The following is a 19,397-nucleotide window of genomic DNA, read 5'->3' on the forward strand; positions in this document are numbered from 1 at the left end:
AATCACGTCTGTCTTTGACAGGCTTATATAGATGCGCCTAAAAATCACTTCCCTTCATGGTTCTTAGAACTCAAAAGAGTGCTTGACATTAGATAGCTGGTCTCTAGCAACGACTTCAATTGGACGTTTTGCCAATGGAGATTGGGTGCGTTTAAGACCATGCCGCGTGCCGCGTCAACTAAACCGGGCACGCCAACGCCGATGCCGAGCACGCCCAGCCGTGTTGGTTCGATGGACGCGACCACTGTTTTGAGCATCGTCGTCATTTTGGTCATGGTTTGATCCGCGTCGGTTGGCTGAGACAACAGTTCTTCAAACGTATCCAGCACGTTGGCGCACAGATCCAGCACCAGCACCCGGATATAGTCGGTGCCCAAATCAAGGCCGATGACGCGGCCGACATTTGGATTGAAATCGAGCAACATGGGCCGTCTGCCTATCTGCGACTGCCCGTGGCCGATTTCGTGGACGTAATCCTCACTGATGAGTTCATCGATAATGCTAGATACGGTCGCTTTGTTCAGACCGGTCTGGCGAGATATATCTGCACGCGAAATGGCCCCTTGGAAACGAAGCAGATTGAGGACAATGGATTGATTCAGGTCTTTGATAAATGCTTGATCTCCTGTGCGTTTCACCTAAATACCCCTTCATTTACACTGGGTTTTGCAAGCGTGCTCAAACTTATAAACAACGAAAACATCTTTGTATATCTTACATGAGCGTCTGATAAATTTGAAATTGGGCGACTGCGCATCATAGATTCGCGATTTATGAACGGGATATTTGATTGCGACATATCTTGTCGATCCACTGCGCATCATAAGATTTGGCGGCCTGTTCATATCCGCATTTTGCGATATGTGGCAGCGGCAATCCACGATTTTTGCAAACGCTCACACAATTTCGTTGAATTGCTGGCAAGCTTTTGTTACTATAAATTTATTCAACCAACAAACTAAATGTTCCTTCTTCCCAGAGGTTGGTGGCAGCGGCAGACGTCAACGTTTGTTGCAGTGAGTTTGTCACATACAAAATCCACACGAGCTAGCCGTACGGCTAAATCCAATTTTACAAAGGTGATGGAAATGGCATATTTTTCTGACGTTTCAAAGATCGCATATGAAGGGCCTAAGTCGCGCAATCCTCTGGCTTTTAAATACTACAACCCGAGTGAAGTGGTTGCTGGCAAGACAATGGCCGAGCATCTTCGTTTTGCAGTCAGTTATTGGCACACCCTGACATTGCAAGGGAACGATCCGTTCGGATTGCCGAACATGATTCGTCCTTGGGACGGCTACACGGGAATGGATTTGGCCAAAAAACGCGTTGAAGCGACATTTGAGTTTTTGGAGAAGATGGATGTCTCCATGTTCTGTTTTCACGACAGAGATATTGCGCCAGAGGGCGACACACTGCGGGAAACGAACAAAAATCTCGATGTCATCGTCTCGATGATTCAGGATTACATGAAAACCAGCGGCAAGAAATTGTTGTGGAATACCGCCAATATGTTCTCCAACCCGCGTTTCGTTCATGGCGCGGCCAGCTCGCCATACGCGGACGTGTTTGCCTTTGCCGCTGCACAAGTGAAAAAAGGCCTAGAGGTCGCCGTCGAGTTGGGCGCCCAAAACTATGTCTTCTGGGGTGGCCGCGAAGGGTACGAAACCCTGCTCAATACGGATATGAAGCTGGAACAGGACAATTTGGCGCGCCTGTTTAGCATGGCATGTGACTATGCCGACGAAATCGGATTTAAAGGTCAATTCTTGCTGGAGCCAAAGCCGAAAGAGCCAACTAAACACCAATATGATTTTGATGCAGCAACCACGATTTCATTCTTGCAGACACATGGCCTGGCGGATCGATTCAAGCTGAATATTGAAGCAAACCATGCAACTTTGGCTGGGCACACGTTTGAGCACGAGCTGTATGTCAGCCGCATTCACAACATGCTGGGATCGGTCGATGCAAACCAAGGTGATCCATTGCTCGGTTGGGATACGGACGAGTTCCCGACGGACATGTACAGCACGACGCTGGCGATGTACCAAATCTTGAAGAACGGCGGTCTGCACAGCGGCGGCCTGAATTTCGACGCGAAAGTCCGTCGCGCTTCCATGACGCCAATCGATCTATTTTACGGGCATATCGTCGGCATGGACAGCTTTGCGCGCGGCTTGAAAGTGGCGGCTAAACTGATTGAAGACAAAGTGTTCGACAATGTAATTGAGGAGCGGTACAGCAGCTATAGGGAAGGCGTTGGCAAAGACATCGTCGATGGCAAGGCGACCCTCAAATCGCTGGAGGCGTACATCATCGACAAGCCTGTCGCCGTCACGACTTCTGGTCGTCAGGAATTGTTGCTTTCCATCCTCAACCAATACCTGTTGGAAGCGTGAACTGACCGATGACGGCGAACGTGGAAACGGGACTGTTGGGCATTGATGTGGGAACGTCGGGCGTCAAGGTGGTACTCTGTGATGAAAAGGGCGTCTGTCACGCGCAGACCACACGGGAGTATCCGTTTCAGCAACCGCGTCCTGGGTATGTGGAGCAAGACCCGGACGTCTGGTGGCGGGAGACCGCCTTGGCGATTCGCGATGTGATTCGCGCCGCAGGTGTGGAGCCTGCGGCCATCAAAGGGATTGGATTGACCGGGCAGATGCACAGTTTGGTCTTGCTCGACAAAGCCGGCAAGGTGATTCGTCCAGCCATTTTGTGGAGTGATCAACGCACACAAGCGCAAGTGGATTGGATTGCGGATCATGTGGGTGTCGAAAAGACCATCCAGTACACGGCCAATCCGCCTTTGACGAATTTTACGGCGACGAAGCTCTTGTGGGTGCGGGATGAAGAACCAGAGAACTATGCTCGCATCGACAAAGTGTTGCTGCCGAAGGACTATATCCGCTATCGGTTGACTGGCGCGTTTGCCACCGATGTCTCAGATGCGTCGGGCATGCTCTTGTTGGACGTGGAGAAGCGGTGCTGGTCCAAGGAGATGTGCGCGGCTTTGGATGTGCCGACGGCATGGTTGCCGGAGGTGTATGAGTCCATCAATGTCACGGGTGAGGTCAGCAGCGAGGCGGCGCAAGCCGCTGGGCTGGCTGCCGGGACAAAGGTGGTTGCTGGCGCGGGAGATCAGGCTGCGGGCGCAATTGGCAACGGTGTCGTCCGCCCCGGCGTGGTGTCCAGCACCATTGGCACGTCAGGCGTGGTGTTCGCCTATGCGGACACCATCGTCAAAGATCCGCAGGGGCGGTTGCACACGTTCTGCCACGCTGTGCCAGGCGCTTGGCATGTCATGGGTGTGACGCAATCGGCGGGCGGTTCGCTGCAGTGGTTCCGCAATGAATTTGCGCAATTGGAGCAGGCGACGGCGAATTTGATTCAGCGCGATCCCTATGAATTGTTGGCGCTGGAAGCGGAGAAAGCGCCAGCAGGCAGCGACGGATTGATTTATTTGCCCTATCTGATGGGGGAACGCACGCCACATTTGGATCCGCTGGCGCGCGGGGTGTTCTTTGGCATGACAGCGCGCCACCAGCGCGCGCATTTCGTTCGCGCCATCATGGAAGGCGTCGCTTACAGTCTGCAGGATTGCATGCAGTTGATTCGCGATTTGAACTTGCCGATAGATCACGTCCGCGTCTCTGGCGGCGGGGCCAGAAGCCCGCTTTGGCGTTCGATTCAAGCGGATGTGTTCGCTCAATCCGTCTATACGGTTCAGGCGAATGAAGGGCCTGCCTTTGGCGCGGCGTTGTTGGCTGGCGTGGGCAGCGGCTGTTTTGCCACGATTCAGGATGCTTGCGACGAGCTCATCCAGACCAGCGGCAGCACGGAGGCAAATGCAGCAAACCAAGCTGTTTATCAGCAGTATCATCACCTGTATGGGGACGTGTACAGATCGCTTCGGTCTTCGTTTCAGGCGCTTCACGCGACAGTGCAGGGGATAGAAGGGTAATTTGTCACAGTTGCCAACAGGATTTGGGCGGCGGTCGAGCGAGATCGACCGCCTTTTTCTTGTGTGGTGTGCCCAACTGGATGAAGCGACGTGGTATGATCTCGGTGAGCATGAATTTTAGGATATCACGGAGAAACACGGGGAAATGGAGTGCACCTGAATGGCGCTATATGTAGGCATTGACGGTGGAGGGACGTCCACGCGCGCATTTGTTTTCGATCCCGCTTCCATGCAAGGGAGCGTGGCGCTTGGTCCGGCGAGCCGCCAGAGTTCCGTTGGCTGGGAAACTGCGCGGACTGCACTGGTGGAGACGCTGAATCGGGCGCTGGCCCAAATGAAGCAACCGGCGAACGAGGTGATCGGGCTGTCCGCTTGTCTCTCTGGCATCGATTTGCCAGAACAGTCTGTGCGGATGGCGCAAGAACTGCAGGCGGACTTTCCCTTGGCGCGAATCGAAGTGACCAACGATTCGATGGCGCCGCTGACGGCTGGGACAAACGGCCGCTCGGGCGCAGTGCTGATTGGCGGCACGGGGACGGTCGCCGTCGGTGAGACGCTGGATGGCCAGGTGGCTCGCGCGGGCGGATACGGTTACTTGATTGGCGATGAAGGCAGCGGTTTTGATATCGGTCGACGGGGACTGATGGCGGCGATTCAAAGCTGTGAAGGGCGCGGGCCAAACACGTGTCTCTGGGAGGCAGCGCAAAAGGTCTATGATGTAACCGCCGCAGAACAGTTGATCCCGGTGGTGTACGACGCTGACAATCCGGTTGCCGTGATGGCTTCATTTGCGGCCAGTGTCCTGCAACTTGCTGATGAAGATGAGGTCGCGGCAGCGATTCTGGAGGTTGCATCTGAAGCGCACATGCAGCTTTTGCAGTCGGTGCTGCAGCGGTTACCAGAGATGGATCAACGTGTCGTTTTGTCTGGCAGTTTGTTTACAAAGAGTGAAATCCTCTTGGAGAAACTGAGGGGACGGTTGCCAGATGTGGAAATCACCCCAATTCGATTGAATGCGGTCACCGGCGCGTTGATGCGCGCCATGCGTTTGGTGGACAGAACGCTGTTAACCCGCTTTGATGAAGGCACATGGCAGGGGATTGAGGCTGCTGTCATGACGTAATGGGCTGTGGCGCGATGCCACAGCATTCGCATTGGTGTCATTTGTGCCATAGGATGAGAAATGAAATGGTCGTCCGTTCGAATGACAGCGCTTACGGAAATTTGTGCAAATTTGCATCTTCCCCTTGCAAGTTTCGTTCAAGTCGTTATAATAGCAAAGGTTTGCTTTTCGAACGTTCATCCGGAATGTGTGGTGAACGTTCGGGTTTTGTTCTTGGATGTCAAGCGTATCCTACATGGTGTATGCACCACCTGCAGCGGCAAAGCGCATGTGGTGTGCAATCTCATGCCTGTGAATGGCGCAGTATCAGAGTGCCCATTCATTTTCGAGTAGCGAACAATTTTCAGCGCAGGCTGAAGTGAGAGATAGATGGAGGATTAGCAATGAGCAATCAATATGATGTGATTATCGTAGGCGCTGGACCTGCCGGCTTATATGCCGCATACGAGTTTACGCGCAAGGCGCCGCAAGCGAAAGTGCTGTTGATCGACAAAGGCGTGGAAGCCAAATACCGTCATTGCCCGATTATGGAGGGCAAAATTGATAAATGTCCGCCTGCCAATAAAATCAAGACGTATGCAAGCTGTTGGCCCGCTTGTGGCGTCATCAACGGCGCAGGTGGCGCAGGCAGCTTCAGTGACGGCAAGTTTAACATCACTTCCGAATTTGGCGGCTTCTTGACCGACTACTTGCCACCATCGGAAGTCATACAATTGATTCACGATGTCGACGCCATCAATTTGAGCCACGGCGCGCCAGACACCATTACAGATCCGACGACAGAAGCCGTTGCGCGCATTGAGCGGCGGGCGGCGGGCGCTGGATTGAAACTGTTGCGCGCTCGTGTGCGGCATATTGGCACGGATTTGAACTTGGAATTGATGAATCGGATTTTTGCCTACCTGGGCGAACACATCGATTTGAAGTTCCGGGCGTTTGTCGAGGATTTCCTGGTCGAGGAAGAACAAGTGCGCGGAATTCGGCTGAAGAGCGGTGAAGAGTTGTTGGCCAATTACGTCATCATTGCGCCTGGGCGTGACGGATCGACATGGCTGTCCGATTTGTTCCGCAAACACAAGTTGAAAATGAGCAACAATCAGGTCGACATCGGTGTTCGCGTCGAAACCTCCAATGTGATTATGCAGGAAATCAACGAACATCTGTACGAGGGCAAGTTCATCTACCAATCGCCTTCGACCGGACTGAAAGTGCGTACTTTTTGCAGCAACCCTTCGGGGCATGTGGTGGTGGAGAATCATACAGGCGTGATGGCCGCCAACGGCCACGCCTACAAAGATCCGGCGTTGGGAACGGACAATACCAACTTTGCGTTGCTGGTCAGTCACCGTTTTACAGAGCCATTTGACAGGCCGAATGAGTTTGCCAAGAGCATCTGTCAACACGCCAACGAGCTGTCCAACGGCTCCATCATCGTACAGAAATACGGCGATATCTTGAAGGGGCGGCGCAGTACGGCGGATCGAATTCAGGAAGGGTTCATTGAACCGACGCTCAAAGAGGCTGTACCTGGAGATTTGGGGCTCGTCTTGCCCTATAAGACGATGGTTGCGCTGCAGGAGATGATCGAGGCGCTCAACCGTGTGACACCAGGGATTGCCAGTGACCACACGCTGTTCTACGGTGTCGAGGCGAAATTTTACGCCTCGCGCGCAGATGTCGGCACCGATTTGCAGACGAAGATTTCGGGATTGTACTGTGCGGGCGACGGGCCTGGTATTTCCCGAGGAATTTCCCAAGCCGCCAGCAGCGGCGTTTACGCGGCGCGCAATATCATTGCGCGAATGGCGTGAGCATCTATATGCCCCATCGGCCTCCACTTCATGCGAGTGGGGGCCTGTTTGTCACCGAATGATTGAAAGACTGCCGAAATCCAGGTTTATGAGTTATTCGGGGTTGATGGCCATGATCGCCTTTCCCTCATCCTCTTTTTTTACATAAATCTCATAAAAGTTAATTTGTGTGTCTCTCGAAGAAAACCCACCTACTGGTCCGTTTAAATTCATTGGCGTTTTCACCGAGTATCTGACATTACAGTCGTCTAATTTCCTGAGCACCCGAAAATAATCGTCATGATTTTGGGCGATATAGATCAGCGTTTTGGGTGAAAAAAGATTTTTAAAAAATCTGTTCACGTTTAACACCTCAACAATGTGTTTTTTTCGAAAAGGATGATTCTCCTAAATTATAGAGGAGATCAGGCATGAGAAGGGTCAAGGTTTTAAATGGTTTATTCTAAAGAAAAGAAGAATCATACGGATATTGGCTGTGATTGGCATCGTGATCACTTGTCTCATGATCATTGAACTCATGTACATTTTCACGCATTAGATGATCATCCAGTGAAATATAAATCTAATTACGATGCGCGGCATTCTCAATATAAAAGATTTGCGAAATCATCTGTGACGCGAGCTGCAGGCCACGGCTTGTGATCCGCTCCATAAATATTTCGCAAAGCGGTATAATGGCTGAAGAGATCGCCATATCGGTGTCACAATGCCCGGAGGAACCACACATGGCCGTCAGCAAGCGCGTGCGCAGCAGTAAAACGCGTGAGACTTTATGTTCAGGATTGGTGATGCCATGCATGTAGAGAGAACGGTTCTTCATTTACAGGTTGCGCGCACGTTGCGCAGTATCAGCCAAGGGATCGCAGTCGTGGATTTGACACTGTACTTAAAAGATCTCCACTGGTCAGCGCAGGCCATTGGGGGCGTCATTTCCGCTGCCGGCATCTTTGGCGCCGCAATGATTTTGTTGATTGGCGTATTGAGCGACCGGATAGGGCGCAAGCCATTTCTGCTGATTTACGAATGCTTGATTGCCGTCGCAGCGCTGTTGGTGACCTTTACGGCCAATTCGATTGTGCTCACTGCTGTCATTGTCATTGCGGGGTTCGGCCGCGGACAAAATGGCGCTGCTGGGCCGTTTACGCCAGCGGAACAGGCGTGGATGGCGGCGTTGGTGCCACGCGCGTCGCGCGGACGCGTATTCAGCGTCAACAGCGCATTGGGGTTCTTCGGCATGGCGCTGGGTTCCGTCATCGCTGGCACGACAAAATGGTGGAGTCACGCGTTACCTGGCGCACTTAGTTTCCGACCGTTATTTTTCCTGATGTTTTTATTTTCAGTGGCCTGCGCCGTCGTCATTAGCCTCACACCGAAGGAGGAGCGACAGCATCAGCCCCCGGCGCCTGCAGCAAACCAAGCACAGGCGACAGTCAGTGAAACAGATGCGCACGCAGCGGAGCGACAGATTCGGCAGCGGGAAAACCGCAATATGCTCAAATTGGCCGCCGTAAACTTGTTGAATGGCTTAGCCGTCGGCTTTTTCGGCCCGCTCATCTCCTACTGGTTCGCCATCAAGTTTGGGGCATCTACCGCGCAAATCGGGGTTACCTTGGCTGTCTCGTTTGTCTTGACAGGCTTTTCCTCATTGATCACCGGTGAACTGACCCGCCGCTTTGGCATGGTCAAATCGGTCGTGTTCTTTCAGGTGCTCGGTGTGTGTATGATTCTGATTTTGCCGCTCATGCCTTCATTCTGGTTGGCTTCTGTCTTCTATATCCTGCGATCCGCTTTAAACCGCGGCACGCAGGGCGCGCGTTCGGCATTGAGCGCGAGTTTGACACGCAATCAGCGGCGAGGTTTTTCTGTGAGTATGAATTCGTTGGTCATGCGCCTCACATCTGCGCTTGGCCCAACGTTGTCTGGGTATATCCTAGACATTGGCGAACTGGGTCTGCCATTCTATTTAGGTGGTGTGCTGCAACTTGGCTCCACACTTTTGTACGGACGTTTGTTCCGGGACTTTGACCGTTCGTCACAGGCGTCAAATGCGAAGTCAGGGTGACGCCAACTACATATGGGTCTGCCGATTGCGCCATGATAGAAGCTGGGTTGAGACCGTGAAAAAGGGTATCGTGAATTGCCAAACAAGGAGATGAATTGACCTTTGACAGAACAATTGAGGAAGTACGCAGAGTTAGCCGTCAAGGTGGGCGTGAATTTACAAAAAGGCCAGCACCTGGTGATTGGGTTTGGTCGCCGCCAAGTCTATCCGGAACACATTGAATATGCCCGCATGCTGACGGAAGTGGCCTATGATGCAGGTGCTAAGTTCGTACATGTCGACTGGGGCGACGAGTGGTGGATGCGTGAAACCGTCGCGCGTGGTTCGTTGGAGACGTTGGCGACGCGCGCCAAATGGCAGGCGTCGTGGGTTGAACAATTGGCGCAGGAAGGCGCCGCCTTCATCGCCATCCCAGCGCCAGATCCAGATTTGTACCAAGGGGTGGCGCATGATCGCATCACGCAATCTGAACGCGCGGTTGCCTCTGCGTTTCGCGATTTTGACAATCGACGGACGGGCGATCAATATCGCTGGGTTTTGACATCTGCGCCGACCCAGGCCTGGGCGAATAAAGTACATCCGGAATTGCCAGAGAATGAACGCGTGCAGGCACTGTGGAACGATATTTTCTATTGTTCGCGCGCGACAGGCGCCGACCCGGTTCGCGATTGGGAAGATCATGTGACTACGCTCCAGCAGCGCAGCGACTGGTTGACGAAGATGAAAATCAAATCTTTGCACTACCAAGCGCCGGGCACGGATTTGACCATCGAATTGGCACCACGGCACTACTGGTCCTCGGCTCGTCATAACGCGCTCGATGGCGTTCCGTATGTGGCAAACATCCCGACCGAGGAAGTGTATACCACTCCGAACAAAACGGGTGTGCACGGGGTTGTCACCAGCACGTTGCCGCTCAATCACAACGGCTCGATGATTGAGGGGATGAAACTGCACTTCGAAGGTGGACGGATTGTCGACTATACGGCGGACACTGGGTTAGAGGCGTTGAAGAGCATTATCGAAGCGGATGAAGGCAGCCATTTTCTCGGCGAAGTCGCTTTGGTGCCAATCGACTCGCCGATTGCCCAGATGAATCGACTTTTTTACAACACGCTGTTTGATGAAAACGCGTCTTGTCACCTCGCGATTGGCCGAGCCTACCCGCTGATTGAGGGTGGCACCAAGTTGGCGCACGCCGAGTGGGAAGCGCATGGGCTCAACGAAAGCTTGATGCACGTCGATTTTATGATCGGATCGAATGAGATGGATATTGACGCGTTGACAATGGATGGGCAGACTGTTCCGATTTTCCGCGGCGGGAAATGGGCGACGATGATTTGAGGTTGGGGGCAGATGGATGCGTGCTGGGTTGCCCTGGTTGGATGTCGTGAAAGAAACAGTGCTGAGCGTCAGCGAAGCAGAGTGAGTGATTTTGGCGTTGATATCGGTCATAAGAACGGTTATCATCAAAAATGAACATTTATTGAACGGAGGAAATTTTGCGATATGAGTCTATCCCGTCACGCTTGAGCACTCAATTGAATGCAGTCAAAGGCATGGCCTTTGCGGAGCGGACGGGATAGGTGTGTCCTCATGGGCACCTCAAAAATTCACCATCAGGTTAGCGCACGACGGGTACTGGGCGTTTTGATCCGCCTTTTACTGTGTGGTGTCTTTCCCTTCCGCGACGCAGGCAGATGCTTGCGTCTTTTTTCTATGCGGAGGTGTAGATATGTACGTGATTCGAGTCGAAAATGCAGCGAAGTCCTGGGGTGCAGAGACGCTGTTTGAGAACGTAAATTTTGAACTTGGGCAAGGCGAAAAATTGGTTTTATATGGACGGAACGGTGTGGGCAAAAGCACGCTTTTGGCGGCCTTGGCAGGACATGTCTCGCTTGATGCGGGGAAAATCCACCGTGCCATTCCAGTGGATGCCTGGGGGTTGTTGGCGCAGCATGCAGTGGTCGAATCAACAGTGACTACGCGCGCATTCGTGCAATCTGGGGACGTAGAACGGGATGGATTGCAACGAGAACTGGCGCAGATGGAGCAGCGCATGCAGAGGGCTGCCGATGAGACGGATGCGGATATGACGGCGCTGGCGAATCGATACGGCGTGCTGCTGGATAACTATATGGCTGTTGACGGATATGCCTGGGAAGCGGAGTTGGAGGCCACACTGCGGCGGTTCGGCCTGCCGGAGACAATCTGGGAAGCGCCTTACGACTGTTTGAGCGGCGGTCAAAAGACCCGCGCGCAGTTGGCCCGGCTGATGTTGCAAAAACCGAGCGTGCTACTGTTGGATGAACCGACAAATCATTTGGACACCGTGACGCTGATCTGGCTCGAACGCTGGATTCGCGAGACGCCCCACAGCGTGTTGATGGTCACACACGATAGGTATTTTATCGATCACGTCGCCGACGCGACGCTAGAACTGACTCAAGCGGGGACGAGGCGCTATGTGGGCGGCTACTCGGCGATGCAAGCGACGCGTGCGGTTGAACGGAGAACCCAGCAAGCGCTGTTTGACAAGCAGGTGAAGGCGCGCGAGGCATTGATGGAGGCCATTGCGCGCTACCGACAATGGTATGAGCGCGCGCACCAAGCAGCTGGTGAACGAAATCCATTTATGAAAAAGCGCGCTGCGAAAAATGCGACGCGATTTAAGGCAAAAGAGCGTGCGCTCGAACGGCTGGAGCAAGCGCAGACGAGCAAGCCGCAGGATGCGGCCCAGGCGCAAGTCGTCTTTTCACCAGGGCAGTTTGAGGCAAGCACACTGCTGCAAATCGAAAATGCGACGCTTGGATACCAAGAGCAGCCTGTGCTGACTGGCGTCAATTTGACATTGAAGCGTGGGGATCGACTGGCGGTGGTTGGAGAGAATGGCGCGGGCAAATCCACGTTGCTCAAAGGCATCACCAAACAACTTGAGGCGATGGAAGGCAAAGTCAGGCGCCATCCTCAACTGGACATTGGCTATTTTGACCAAGAGTTGGCGCGGCTGGACCCAACACAGACCGTTTTGGACGCCATTTTACAGTTGCCGGGTATGACACAGGCGTACGCAAGGACCATTCTCGCCGGTTTTCTGTTTGCGCGCGAGGAGGTCTATAAACAGATTGGGCAATTGAGTATGGGCGAGCGTTGCCGCGTCGCTTTTGTGCGCCTCTACGTGTCAAATTGCAATTTGCTCGTTCTGGATGAGCCAACGAACTATCTGGATGTCGATACGCGCGAACACGTAGAGGATGCGCTGTTGGATTATCCCGGGACGCTCGTCATCGTCTCGCACGACAGGTATCTCCTGTCCAAGCTGGCCAACTGTGTGCTTGAGGTCGCAGATGGCCGGACAAAGGTGTTCCGTCGCACGTACGACGAATATGTCGCGGCAAAGGCAGATCCATTGGCGCAGGAGCCGGATCGAAAACAACAGATTCAGCGGTTGGAGTATGAGCTTGCTGGGTGGATTCAAGCGGATGCAGATGTCGATGAACGCGAACAGGAAGATCGTGTAGCGCGGATGCGTGCGCTGCGCAAAGAAATCGCCAGATTGAAAGGGGAGCCATGATTGGCGGAAGGCGCGCAGCATATCCCGCAAATAAATTGTCATATTGGGGAGTGAAAAAAATATCGTGATCAAACCAAGGGCAAACAGGATTCGCGAAGTCTATCGCGAAGTGTTTTATTAACAGAGTGGAGAACATATGTTCGATACGAGGCGAATGGGATGAGTGATATGTGGCGTTTGGATGACGGTTATGTGGCGGTATACACTGAAGATAAAGAAGTGATGAAACGGATCTCCTCCGCACAAATGAAGTGCCAAGTCATGGCGGAATACTACAGAGAAGGCGTTCGGTTTGCTGTGCAATATAAGGTGTCAAGACGTAACAAAGAGCAGGTCGAAGCGCTCATTGGGCTGCAAGCGTAATTCACCAACGCGGCTGCACGCGATTTTTAATGTGGCTGCCGAAAATCGGTCTTCATAACAATGGCTTTTGGTGTTACGGATGTACATATGTCGTCATTCACATACGAAGCAGAGAAGGGCAAACGCTTGCGAAAATGTCTTTGCCCTGCGATGGCGTATCTGTCGTTCGTTGACTCGCTCAAATTCCCAAAATACAATGAAAATACTCGTGTTTGTTTTCAACTGGCTGATGATTGTTCTAGCGCTGAACATGGGCAATTCGTTGCAGTGCACGAACGACGGTTAGCGGGTGTCACAACAATCGCGCGAAACAGATGTGTCGGAGAGTACCAGAGAGATTCCCGCGTTGGCGCGTCTGGTTGCTGCGCCATGTATCGAGATATAGAACGGGACTTTGTGATGGAAGCGGCGCTTGCCGCAGACCAGTGAAATGCGCGATACGCACACGGAGAGGGTGTCTGCAGTGAATTTTGATGCTTTGCAATATCCATTTGCCTCACGCCGGACCACAGTTTACGCGCGTCATGGCATGGTCGCCACTTCACAGCCATTGGCGGCTCAAGCAGGGTTGCAAATGTTGCAAAAAGGCGGCAATGCCATCGATGCGGCGGTGGCGACGGCAGCGGTATTGACCGTGGTCGAACCCACCTCGAACGGCATCGGCGGGGACGCATTTGCCATTGTGTGGCATAAGGGAAAAATGCATGGACTCAATTCGAGCGGGCCAGCTCCGGCAAACCTGACACGTGACGCCGTACGGTCGCGCGGTCATGAACAGATGCCGACGTTTGGGTGGCTGCCAGTGACTGTCCCCGGGATCCCTGCCGCATGGGCGGATCTGATTGAGCGATTTGGCAAACTTTCGCTGCAACAGGTGTTGGAGCCAGCTGTCGCCTATGCGCGAGATGGGTATCCGGTGTCGCCTATCACAGCGAAATATTGGCAGTCTGCCGCACAAAAGCTGCGGACGGTGCTGACTGGTCCAGAATTTGAGTCGTGGTTCAAGGTATTTGCGCCTGAGGGACTTGGACCAAAGCCCGGCGATGTCTTTCGCAGTGAAGGACATGCGCGGACACTGGAGGCCATTGGTCAATCGAATGCCCGTGATTTTTACGAAGGGAACTTGGCGGCGCGGATAGATGCGTTTGCACGTGAAACCGGTGGTCTGCTGCGGAAAGAAGATCTGGCAAGCTATCGCCCTGAATGGGTGGATCCCATCCATGTCAATTATCGCGGCTATGACGTCTGGGAGCTGCCGCCGAACGGACAAGGGCTTGTGGCGTTGTTGGCGCTCAACATCTTGAAGGGATATGACATCGCCAGTTGCGATCCGCTGGAACGCGCGCACTTGCAGATGGAAGCCATCAAACTGGCCTTCGAAGATGGCAAAAAGCATATTACAGACGCACGTCATCTCGCCGTCGAGGTCGAAGAACTGCTCGATGACAGCCATGCTGCTACGCAGCGCCAGCGGATCGGACAAATGGCGCTCGATCCCACGCCGGGCGCGCCGATTCGGGGCGGCACAGTGTATTTGAACACTGCGGATGAAGAGGGCAACATGGTCTCGTACATTCAAAGCAATTATATGGGATTCGGTTCGGGCATTGTGGTGCCTGAAACAGGGATTGCCCTGCAGAACCGGGGGCACACGTTCTCTCTGGATCCTCATCACATCAACACATTGGAGCCTGGCAAGCGGACGTACCACACCATCATTCCCGGATTTTTGACCAAGGATGGCGCCGCAATCGGGCCATTTGGCGTCATGGGCGGCTTCATGCAGCCGCAGGGGCATGTACAAGTTATCGTGAATAGTCTGGATCTCGGCATGAATCCCCAAGCAGCGCTTGATGCGCCGCGGTGGCAGTGGATGGAAGAGCGGGCGATTCAGGTGGAGAACACGATGGATGCCTCCATCGTTGAACAGTTAGCTGCGCGCGGCCATCAGATTGAAGTGGCCAAGGACAATGGTGGGTTTGGCCGCGGCCAAATCATTTGGCGAACGGATGCAGGGACTTTGGTTGGCGGCACAGAGCCGCGTACCGATGGCACAATCGCCGCATGGTGATGTGCCTGCCCTAGTTAGAACCTTGGATGTCAATCGAGACAGCGCGGATGACACGGTGCAAAATCGCATATTGCAAGATGTGGACAAACCCATTGGCCGTTTGGCGTCAATGGGTTTGTCCGTCTGCCAGTGGCAAATCTTCCGCCGTTTGTACGACGGCTTGTAAAGCGACGATGATGCCCTTCACCATGGTTTCAACCGGGAGCGCAGGCGCCGAACGCGCAAGTGTTTGCTCAGGCATATAGGGAACATGGATGAATCCGGCGCGCGTATGTAGTTTTTGCGCGCTGACATAGTGCATCAATGCGTAAAACGTGCTGTTGCATACATATGTCCCTGCAGTATTGGAAACCGCTGCTGGGACGTTTGCGGCGCGCATCGCCGTGACCATGGCCTTGATGGGGAGTGTTGACCAGTAGGCAACAGGGCCCGCTTCGTCGATGGGCTCATCGATGGGGCGGTCGCCTTCATTGTCCGGGATGCTCGCGTCCATGACATTGATGGCTACGCGTTCAGGGGTCAGTTGCGCCCGCCCTCCTGCCTCGCCTAAGCAGACAATCACCTCTGGGAGCAACCTGTCAATCGCTAATTCCAAAGCCATTTTCGCAGCATGAAACGCAGTAGGCAATTGTACCGCGTGAATGACGTAAGCGTCCTCCAAGCTTCTTTCGTCCAGATGGCGCGCCACTTCCCAGGAGGGATTGACCACTTCGCCGCCAAACGGTTCAAAGCCGGTAATCAGTATATTTCTCATCGAATTATCGCTCTCCTTACAACAGACACTTTTTCATTATGCCGTATTTCGTTTGCCTGTGCGAATGGAGATGTATAAATGGACGCTTTACAGCAAAAGTACAGATGCGTATACTGTTTTTGACCGAATGACCAATATGGATTTTTGGTCAATGGAGGTAAGCAGAATGGATTTGGAAGAACGAGTTGTCGAAGCGGCCGCGGTGTCCTTTCAACAATTTGGCTATAAGGGGACAACGATGGAGCAGGTCGCACGCATTGCCAATGTCGGGAAAGGTACGATTTACACGTTTTTTCCGAGCAAAGAAGCTTTGTATTCGCATATCCTCGGCAAACTGATCGAAGAGATGAAACAGCTTGCCGATGCGACCATTGTCCCAGGTGATCCCTTTTTTACGAATCTGGAGCGGGTTCTGCGCAATCTGCTGCATTTTCGGACTGAACACGCGTTGTTCGTCAAATTGGCGCAAGAGGCGCGGCAAATCGGTACGCCAACTGTGCAAAAGGGGCTCGCCCAAATAGAGGGGGCCATTGTCGGCTATATTCAACGCCAATTGCAGCAGGGCATTGAGCAACAAAACATCGTCTCATGTCCTACAGAGTTGGTGGCGTTTCTCCTGTTCAGGACGTATACCGCCATGGTTGTGGATTGGACCGCACATCACGAGCCACTGTCCGATGAGGCGCTGATGCAGGTTTTTCATCAAGTGTTTGCCCATGGATTGGAGCAATCTACTTAGGTGAGCGCTGCGCGGGTTGGCATTGTGATGAAGCGGTGTTAGAGTGGGGGGTTGTTCCATGAGTCCGTTCAAGGACGTCGGGCGTGAGTTTCAGTTCAATTTTGGCCACCTGAAACGCCTGATTCCAATTATTGCAATTTTCTTTATTCCCGTTTTATATGCGGGGATATTTCTGTGGGCTTTTTGGAATCCATACGGGAACTTAAATCGCTTGCCTGTGGCGGTGGTCAATCAAGATCAGGGCGCGACGTATGACGGCAAGCAGATTCAAGCTGGCCAGCAACTGGTCAACCAGTTGCGCAAGAACAACGAATTTAAATGGTCGTTTGTTTCGTCGAATGAAGCAAAGACGGGATTGACAGACAATCGCTATGATATGGTCATCACCATTCCAAAGGATTTTTCCGATAAAGCCGCCCATGCTGCAACGACGTTGGGGGCGCCGCAGCCGAAACTGGTGAGCGTCACCAATGACAGGCACAACTATATCGCGGGGATCATCGGACGCAATGCGATGATCAGTTTGCAGGAGCAAACGGCGCAGCAGTTGGCGAAAACCGATACGACACAGTTGGTGACGGGGATTCAACAACTGGAGACCGGGCTTCACAAAGCAGCGAATGGCGCGACACAGGTCGCCAGTGGCGCCGCGAAGTTGACCAATCAAAACCACGCGCTGGTGCAGGGGGCAGCTCAATTGGCGAGTGGATCGAACGCGCTGTTGGTTCATTTGCAGCAGGCTCAATCCGGCGCAACAGCGGTGGAAAACGGCGCTGCCGCTTTAAATCGAGGGAACCAGCAATTGAGTCGAGGACTTGGTCAACTGAGCGGCGCAGGTAAACAGTTGCAAGCGTCGTCGTCGCAGTTGCAAACTGGGGCAGCCAAGTTGAAGGCGGGACTGTTGGCTGGGCAGACGGGCACACAGCAGACGGCTTCTGGCGCAAATCAGCTTGCCGAAGGACTGCAGGCCTATCTAAAAGCCCATCCTGCATTGGCGCAGGATCCGCAATTCCAAGCATTGGTGCAAGCCAGTCAGAAATTGGCGACAGGTTCTGCGCAATTGGCGGCGGGAAGTGGCCAGTTGGTGCAGGGAGCAAGTCAGTTGATGTCCGGTGAATCTGCTTTGCAAAGCGGGCTAGTCAAGTTCAACCAGCAGTTGCAAACCGCGCAACAGGGCGCTGCGCAAATGGCAAAGCAGACGCCGCAATTGGTGGCAGGCGCCCAGCAATTGACGACAGGGCTTGGGCAACTGCAAGCAGGCGCGTCATCCCTGCAAACCGGTGCAGGCGCATTGTCGTCCGGGGTCCATCAGTATGCAAACGGCGCGACGCAGATTGCCAGCGGTGCTTCCAATTTGGCGGATCAACTACAGAAAAACGCCAAAAACATGCCGTCGATCCATCAGAAGCAAGTGGTCTCAGCCATATCTGACCCGGTGGGCGTCAATCAGCAACAGGCAGGCAACATCACAAACTACGGCAACGGATTTATGCCGTATTTCCTGTCGCTCGGTCTGTTTGTCGGGGCGCTCTTGATGTCCATCGTCATTCCATTTCGGGATCCATCCGAGAAGCCTTCGTCGGGTTTCGCCTGGTTTTTGTCCAAGGCGCTCTTGGTCGGGCTGGTCGGTGTGGTGCAGTCGCTTTTGGCAGATGCCATCTTACTGTACGGTTTAGGCGTTCATGTGAACAGCATAGTGCCCTTTGTCCTGTTTTCGATGCTGACCAGTGTCACCTTTGTCTCCATCATTCAATTTTTTGTCACGACGATGGCCAATCCTGGGCGCTTCTTGGCCGTGATCGTGATGATTTTACAGTTGACGACCAGCTCTGGCACATACCCAGTGGTGTTGTCGCCTGCGTTTTTCCAGAACATCTCTCCGTACCTGCCGATGACTTATACGGTCGCAGGCTTCCGGTATTTGGGCGGGGGTGGCAAACTGGCGTTCTTTCAATCGGACATCTGGCATTTGTTCGCGTATTGGGTGGCATTCCTCGCGTTGACGTTGGTTTATTTCCTCGTCCGCTATCACAAGCAGTTTAAAAATGACCATCCGCAAACATCTACATCAGCGGTCGCGGAGGCATAGCAGCAAGGCATTGATACCCTTGCACGTGAAAAACAGACAGCGCTAGGCCTTGCGCTGTCTGTTTTTGCATGAAGTTTTCGATTCGTTGCGGAATCGCAATGCAAAACACGGTATGATGAAGAGACAAGGGTGGTGGAAGTGTGTTTGTATATTTATTGCGTCATGGGCAGACGGTCTATAACGCCGATGGCGAGCGGTTTTGCGGCTCTTCCGACGTTGGATTGACCGCGCTGGGTTGGCAGCAGGCCCGTCAGTCGGCCACATTGTTGAAAGAAGCAAAAGTGACGAAGGTGATTCATTCCGGCCTGCGCCGCGCCGAAGAAACAGCCACTGCCTTGGTAGAGAGTCTGGACGGTGTAACCAAGGCGGATTTTCATGTTGAACCCGCATTTCGCGAGGTGGGTTTTGGCGCGTGGGAGGGCCTGACCAGGGCGGAAGCCGCCCGCGCTTTTCCGGATGTGTATTCCAATTGGCTGTTGGATCCAGCGCATACGTCCCTTCCCGGCGGTGACGATTTATTTGTGCGGCAAGCGTTGGTGTTGGCGGCGTTTCAATCATACGTTTCGAATCACCCGGACGGAGATATTGTGATTGTGGCCCACAACACCATCAACCGACTGCTCTTGGTCGGGCTGTTCGGCGGCGATGCAGGTGAGTACCGCAAGCTTGTGCAGCGGAACGCTTGTATGAACGTGATCGAATATACCGATTTGGGCGATTTTCGGATACATGGGGTCAATTTACTGCCAGTATAAGGGGATTTGCTGGCGATGAGTTATCCTGAAATATTCCGACACCTCACATAGAAATGTTCATCATTGTGGTAAGATACAACAGTAGAGAA

At 53.3% G+C, this 19,397-nt stretch carries 16 protein-coding genes; 13 read left to right on the forward strand and 3 right to left on the reverse strand.

The features are described 5' to 3' along the window. Positions 1–44: 44 nt before the first annotated feature. Positions 45–638 carry an ROK family transcriptional regulator gene (locus ACFSB2_RS02225; RefSeq protein ID WP_377940960.1) on the reverse strand — a complete coding sequence of 198 codons (594 nt, stop codon included), beginning with the start codon at positions 636–638 and terminating at the stop codon, positions 45–47. 450 nt (positions 639–1,088) lie between these two features. Here ACFSB2_RS02225 and xylA point away from each other — a divergent pair, with 450 nt between their 5' ends. The 4 genes from xylA (at position 1,089) to ACFSB2_RS02245 (ending at position 6,901) form a co-directional block, all read left to right on the forward strand. After that, the gene (gene xylA, locus ACFSB2_RS02230) at positions 1,089–2,402 is read left to right on the forward strand and encodes a xylose isomerase (RefSeq protein WP_377940961.1); all 1,314 of its coding nucleotides are present in this window, start codon (positions 1,089–1,091) and stop codon (positions 2,400–2,402) included. Positions 2,403–2,410: 8 nt separating this feature from the next. Beyond that, positions 2,411–3,967 (forward strand): xylulokinase, encoded by a 1,557-nt coding sequence (gene xylB / locus ACFSB2_RS02235; protein ID WP_377940962.1) that lies wholly within the window; start codon positions 2,411–2,413, stop codon positions 3,965–3,967. Positions 3,968–4,127: 160 nt separating this feature from the next. Continuing rightward, positions 4,128–5,090, forward strand: coding sequence for an N-acetylglucosamine kinase (locus ACFSB2_RS02240; protein ID WP_377940963.1), 963 nt, complete (start codon positions 4,128–4,130; stop codon positions 5,088–5,090). Positions 5,091–5,473: 383 nt separating this feature from the next. Beyond that, on the forward strand, positions 5,474–6,901 hold the full coding sequence (locus ACFSB2_RS02245) for an NAD(P)/FAD-dependent oxidoreductase (protein ID WP_377940965.1): 1,428 nt from the start codon (positions 5,474–5,476) through the stop codon (positions 6,899–6,901). A 93-nt stretch (positions 6,902–6,994) separates the two neighbouring features. On the opposite strand, the gene ACFSB2_RS02250 is transcribed toward ACFSB2_RS02245, so the two are convergent. Continuing rightward, positions 6,995–7,243 (reverse strand): hypothetical protein, encoded by a 249-nt coding sequence (locus ACFSB2_RS02250; protein ID WP_377940966.1) that lies wholly within the window; start codon positions 7,241–7,243, stop codon positions 6,995–6,997. A gap of 451 nt (positions 7,244–7,694) precedes the next feature. Between ACFSB2_RS02250 and ACFSB2_RS02255 the strand changes: the two genes are divergently transcribed. From ACFSB2_RS02255 to ACFSB2_RS02280, 6 genes are all read left to right on the forward strand, one after another. After that, the gene (locus ACFSB2_RS02255; protein ID WP_377940967.1) at positions 7,695–8,963 is read left to right on the forward strand and encodes an MFS transporter; all 1,269 of its coding nucleotides are present in this window, start codon (positions 7,695–7,697) and stop codon (positions 8,961–8,963) included. A 102-nt stretch (positions 8,964–9,065) separates the two neighbouring features. Then, positions 9,066–10,307 carry an aminopeptidase gene (locus ACFSB2_RS02260; RefSeq protein WP_377940969.1) on the forward strand — a complete coding sequence of 414 codons (1,242 nt, stop codon included), beginning with the start codon at positions 9,066–9,068 and terminating at the stop codon, positions 10,305–10,307. Between the two features lie 391 nt (positions 10,308–10,698). After that, positions 10,699–12,537, forward strand: coding sequence for a ribosomal protection-like ABC-F family protein (gene abc-f / locus ACFSB2_RS02265; RefSeq protein ID WP_377940970.1), 1,839 nt, complete (start codon positions 10,699–10,701; stop codon positions 12,535–12,537). Positions 12,538–12,696: 159 nt separating this feature from the next. Continuing rightward, positions 12,697–12,900 carry a hypothetical protein gene (locus ACFSB2_RS02270; protein WP_377940972.1) on the forward strand — a complete coding sequence of 68 codons (204 nt, stop codon included), beginning with the start codon at positions 12,697–12,699 and terminating at the stop codon, positions 12,898–12,900. 126 nt (positions 12,901–13,026) lie between these two features. Further along, on the forward strand, positions 13,027–13,329 hold the full coding sequence (locus ACFSB2_RS02275) for a hypothetical protein (RefSeq protein ID WP_377940973.1): 303 nt from the start codon (positions 13,027–13,029) through the stop codon (positions 13,327–13,329). Between the two features lies 1 nt (position 13,330). Beyond that, entirely contained in the window at positions 13,331–14,971 is a 1,641-nt protein-coding gene (locus tag ACFSB2_RS02280; protein ID WP_377941099.1) for a gamma-glutamyltransferase family protein, read from the forward strand. 106 nt (positions 14,972–15,077) lie between these two features. Here ACFSB2_RS02280 and pcp read toward each other — a convergent pair whose 3' ends face one another. Next, positions 15,078–15,725 (reverse strand): pyroglutamyl-peptidase I, encoded by a 648-nt coding sequence (pcp, locus tag ACFSB2_RS02285; protein WP_377940974.1) that lies wholly within the window; start codon positions 15,723–15,725, stop codon positions 15,078–15,080. Between the two features lie 166 nt (positions 15,726–15,891). Between pcp and ACFSB2_RS02290 the strand changes: the two genes are divergently transcribed. The 3 genes from ACFSB2_RS02290 (at position 15,892) to ACFSB2_RS02300 (ending at position 19,308) form a co-directional block, all read left to right on the forward strand. Then, positions 15,892–16,464 (forward strand): TetR/AcrR family transcriptional regulator, encoded by a 573-nt coding sequence (locus ACFSB2_RS02290; RefSeq protein WP_377940976.1) that lies wholly within the window; start codon positions 15,892–15,894, stop codon positions 16,462–16,464. 58 nt (positions 16,465–16,522) lie between these two features. Continuing rightward, positions 16,523–18,553, forward strand: a complete 2,031-nt coding sequence (locus ACFSB2_RS02295) for a YhgE/Pip family protein (RefSeq protein WP_377940977.1) — start codon at positions 16,523–16,525, stop codon at positions 18,551–18,553. 140 nt (positions 18,554–18,693) lie between these two features. Further along, positions 18,694–19,308 (forward strand): histidine phosphatase family protein, encoded by a 615-nt coding sequence (locus ACFSB2_RS02300; RefSeq protein WP_377940978.1) that lies wholly within the window; start codon positions 18,694–18,696, stop codon positions 19,306–19,308. Positions 19,309–19,397 lie beyond the last annotated feature (89 nt).

The organism is Alicyclobacillus fodiniaquatilis (assembly GCF_042678105.1).
Taxonomy (GTDB): Bacteria; Bacillota; Bacilli; order Alicyclobacillales; family Alicyclobacillaceae; genus Alicyclobacillus; species Alicyclobacillus fodiniaquatilis.

What these genes read in the sequence shown, in the direction of transcription:
- abc-f (WP_377940970.1), top strand. Translation starts at nt 10,699, where the DNA reads ATGTACGTGATTCGAGTCGAAAATGCAGCGAAGTCCTGGGGTGCAGAG.
- ACFSB2_RS02280 (WP_377941099.1), top strand. Translation starts at nt 13,331, where the DNA reads ATGCGCGATACGCACACGGAGAGGGTGTCTGCAGTGAATTTTGATGCT.
- xylB (WP_377940962.1), top strand. Translation starts at nt 2,411, where the DNA reads ATGACGGCGAACGTGGAAACGGGACTGTTGGGCATTGATGTGGGAACG.
- ACFSB2_RS02295 (WP_377940977.1), top strand. Translation starts at nt 16,523, where the DNA reads ATGAGTCCGTTCAAGGACGTCGGGCGTGAGTTTCAGTTCAATTTTGGC.
- ACFSB2_RS02290 (WP_377940976.1), top strand. Translation starts at nt 15,892, where the DNA reads ATGGATTTGGAAGAACGAGTTGTCGAAGCGGCCGCGGTGTCCTTTCAA.
- ACFSB2_RS02255 (WP_377940967.1), top strand. Translation starts at nt 7,695, where the DNA reads ATGCATGTAGAGAGAACGGTTCTTCATTTACAGGTTGCGCGCACGTTG.
- ACFSB2_RS02240 (WP_377940963.1), top strand. Translation starts at nt 4,128, where the DNA reads ATGGCGCTATATGTAGGCATTGACGGTGGAGGGACGTCCACGCGCGCA.
- xylA (WP_377940961.1), top strand. Translation starts at nt 1,089, where the DNA reads ATGGCATATTTTTCTGACGTTTCAAAGATCGCATATGAAGGGCCTAAG.
- pcp (WP_377940974.1), bottom strand. Translation starts at nt 15,725, where the DNA reads ATGAGAAATATACTGATTACCGGCTTTGAACCGTTTGGCGGCGAAGTG.
- ACFSB2_RS02245 (WP_377940965.1), top strand. Translation starts at nt 5,474, where the DNA reads ATGAGCAATCAATATGATGTGATTATCGTAGGCGCTGGACCTGCCGGC.
- ACFSB2_RS02270 (WP_377940972.1), top strand. Translation starts at nt 12,697, where the DNA reads ATGAGTGATATGTGGCGTTTGGATGACGGTTATGTGGCGGTATACACT.